This window comes from Brachybacterium nesterenkovii, assembly GCF_900163655.1.
Classification (GTDB): domain Bacteria; phylum Actinomycetota; class Actinomycetes; order Actinomycetales; family Dermabacteraceae; genus Brachybacterium; species Brachybacterium nesterenkovii.
The window spans coordinates 1-3359 of record NZ_FWFG01000042.1; the positions used below are offsets into that span (position 1 = coordinate 1).

The 3359-nt window shown below is 67.2% G+C and carries 4 protein-coding genes; all 4 read left to right on the plus strand.

Going from position 1 to position 3359, the window contains the following annotated elements; genetic code table 11:
* The first annotated feature begins 239 nt into the window (after positions 1-239).
* The 4 genes from FM110_RS04455 to FM110_RS04470 all read left to right on the plus strand — a co-directional run bounded on the left by FM110_RS04455 (position 240) and on the right by FM110_RS04470 (position 2921).
* Positions 240-950 (plus strand): hypothetical protein, encoded by a 711-nt coding sequence (locus FM110_RS04455; RefSeq protein WP_143276255.1) that lies wholly within the window; start codon positions 240-242, stop codon positions 948-950.
* Positions 895-1455: a hypothetical protein gene (locus FM110_RS04460; RefSeq protein WP_087103066.1), complete on the plus strand. Its 561-nt coding sequence runs from the start codon at positions 895-897 to the stop codon at positions 1453-1455. The genes FM110_RS04455 and FM110_RS04460 overlap by 56 nt, the downstream gene beginning before the upstream one ends.
* 36 nt (positions 1456-1491) lie before the next feature.
* Positions 1492-2013, plus strand: coding sequence for a hypothetical protein (locus FM110_RS04465; protein ID WP_087103067.1), 522 nt, complete (start codon positions 1492-1494; stop codon positions 2011-2013).
* Between the two features lie 248 nt (positions 2014-2261).
* A complete protein-coding gene (locus FM110_RS04470) occupies positions 2262-2921 on the plus strand; it encodes a hypothetical protein (protein ID WP_143276256.1) in 660 nt (219 codons plus the stop codon).
* Positions 2922-3359: the final 438 nt, after the last annotated feature.

Sequence of the window (3359 nt, forward strand, 5' to 3'; positions counted from 1 at the left end):
TCAACAATCGACCCCGCCGCCGACTGGGCTATCTCACGCCCACCGAGGCATTCGCACGACTGCTCGCCGGCGAGCCCCATGTTGCTTCGACGCCTTGACATCGCCTCGCCGTTGCGAGCGCGATCGATGCGGCCTTCGGCGTGTCGCGCTCTCGGGGCCGCTGCGCGGGCTCGACGGTGGTCTTCTTTTCGAAGTTCTCCATGCCCAGTGGTGTGCCGGGCTGCGGCACATACACGTGCATGACCACTGCGATCAGCCCGAGCAACTACGCCGCCCGTGAGCAGGCCCGACGCCCTGACGGGCGGTTCGGTCAGCTTGCCCATGACCGTGCGGACGGCATCCGCCTCGCCACAACGGACGGGGTTGCCGAAGAGCCGTACTCGACCGACTCCGCCTACCTGGAGGCGTCCCGTGCTGTCTGGGCACTCGAGGACGTCGAGAACGATCACGCCGTCGCGGAGATCGCCCGGCGCATCCAGTCCGACCACCCAGACGCGCACGCGTTCGCCGTCGGGTTCCGTGACGAGGGCAGCGGTGAGGTCTCCACCGTCATCGAGCTCATGGATTCCGCCGGCTACAGCGTCGATCGCTTCCACGCGGCCGACGAATGGTCCGGCGACGACATGGGTACGGAGGACCCGATCTCCGACGCGTGGGATCAGCTGTACACGATGCTCGCGCCGGGCGCCTCGAAGAACTACCCGCTGGCGGACTGCGAGGCCGAGTTCCCGGGGGGGCGGACCGGAACGTCCGCTTCGTCGGCGCGTGGAGCGTTCACGCGGCCGCGTCGTACAAGGCGGATCCGTCGGCGGAGCGCGCGGCGAAGCAGAGGGCGGCGGGCGGCATGCGGAAGGCCCTCGAACGGCTCGAGGCAGACCTCGAGGACGGCACGTGGTGAGCGCCGCCGGCAAGGGTGCCGAGGTCGCCCGGGAGCGGGCGCGTCGCCGTGACGGCCGCTTCGGCGCACAAGCCCACGAACGTGCGAATGTGCGCCTGGGGGAGGGGACCGTTGAGCAGCCCCCAGAGCCCGCTTGGCACGCAGAGACGTGGCTGCGCCTGGCGCAGGAGATCGACGCCGCCGCTCCGCGCGGCCACGACACCGTCCCCGACGACGGGCGATTCGACGCCTACAGGATTCGTCCCTCCGGATCCCAGGACGCCATCGCGCGCCTCGAAAGCACGAACGTCACCGAAGACCGGCCGCACCTGGCCGACGCCCGATTCGTGCAGGACCGCCCCGGGACGGCCCTGGTCGCCCGATACCGTGACGGCCGCGGCGGCGAGACGCCCGTGTCGGTGCGCATGGGCGACGATCCGACGTTGCGGGGGATCGAGCGGGGGATCTTCCGTGCCCTCGACCGGGCCAAGGCCGAAGGGCAGGCACAGTTGGTCGACGACGGCACCGGCGAGGAGCAGGCGATGCTCGCGAATCTGCGGCGTCGTGGCGGCGCCTGAAGATCCGGGGATGCACGCCCCGGCACATAGCCGGCCATGAGCACCGAAGCCCCGCGCCCTGCCGATACCGCCCGCGAACAAGCCCGCCGGCCGGATGGCCGCTTCGGCGAGCAGACCCACGAGCGTGCCCACGTCGACCTGGCGGGCCCCGCAGCCTCCGCCCGCTTGGACGATCCGCTCGGGACGACGATCGCCGCCGCCGCCGCCATGACCGACGACGACGCTTACGCCATGCGGACCCGCCAGATGTACGGGAAGAACTCTGAGCGCGAACAGGAGAAGCGTCGCTTCGCCGCCTCACGCGCGGCCGGCAAGGTGGCATACGCCAAGGGGCTCCGCGACGAGCTCTACGATGCCCGCGGCCGGGCGATCGCAGTCACCAAGCGGCGTTGGCCCGGGCTCATCGGCGCCGCCGCTGAGAACGCCGTTCTGGACGCCGCCACCGCCCTCACGCTGCGTGCCCAGATCCGTAGCCGAGGGTTCACGCAAGCCCACTACGACACCCTCACCCAGCCGTGGCAAGACGTGATGGGGCCGGCCCACCCCAACGACGCCTGAACGCCGGGCTCCGAGACTGACCGCCGCTCCTAATGTTGGGCCGGAGATCGCGCCTGAGACGACTGGGATCCCCGCAGAGATGGTCAAACTGGGAAAAAAGGGCATTCCGTTATATAGGTTCATCCCGGGCTTCCAGGGATAGTCCCGGATAGATCCCTGAGCTGAGAAGCAGTCCGACTCCGTGGCGGTCTCCCACTCGTATGCTCCAGGCGAGGTGAGGACCAACTCGCCCATGAGAAGGGATGGCCATGAAGACGATGACCAGGAGAGCAGCGTTGCTCTCGTCTGCGACCATCGGTTCGATCCTGTGCACCGGCGCGGCGCCCGCACTGGCGGACGACACCGGCAAGGAGATCACGTCTCTTGCGCCCGAGGAGGCTACGTGCCCCATCAACCAGGGGTTGACGGCTGAAGACTTCGATCGTCGGCAGCTGGAGATCGACGAGGCCGCGCAGCCAGGGGCGCCACTGTCCGAGGAAGATGCAGAGTTCATCCGTATCCAGGTCTATCGTCGCCAGCATGAGGTTGTCGCATACGCGGCTACGAAGACCCGGAAGATCAACAGGTCAGCTTCCGGCGCTGGTGGGACGGGTACGGTGAAGGGTTTCCACCAGTTCACCTACTCGGATAACCCGTTCAATTCCAAGGGGGCCTGGAGCGCGCATTGGACGGCCTCCGGCTCGTCGGCGGTCAAGAAGATCACAGCGTCCGAACACATTCGCGTCTACGGAATCGTGGGAAAGAGCGGAGTCGGTGTCGTCTACCGGGCTGATCCGACTTCAACGGTCAATGGCCGGACCAATGCGTTCAACCGTAGCGAATCGTTCCGGGCGTATGGCGGGTACATCAGCGCTCACTACAAGGCCCTCTTCTATACGAAGAGCGGCAGCTTCGAGATCTACGGGTAGGGAACCGCCATGTCGGGAAGCATGATCGCGGCCGCCGGCGCTTGGATGAGCATTGCTCTTGTCCTAGGGCACATCGCGAGGACGGATAATCGCTACGCCTGGGGATGGTTTGTCGGTGCCGTCCTGTGTGGCCCTATCGCCGTGGCTGCATACGTTCTCAGCTGGAGGCCGAGGCGCTGACCTTCAGAGCATGTTGGCGCACCACTGACGCACGTTGGTGGTGCGCCTGCTTGTTCATCGCCGCCTTCAGCAGTCATCTAGGTGCTGCCCGGCACATACGACTGCATGGACACGGCGATGTCAAGGCGTCGAAGCAACATGGGGTTCGCCGGCGGCGATGTCAAGGCGTCGAAGCAACATGGGGCTCGCCGGCGAGCAGTCGTGCGAATGCCTCGGTGGGCGTGAGATAGCCCAGTCGGCGGCGGGGTCGATTGTTGA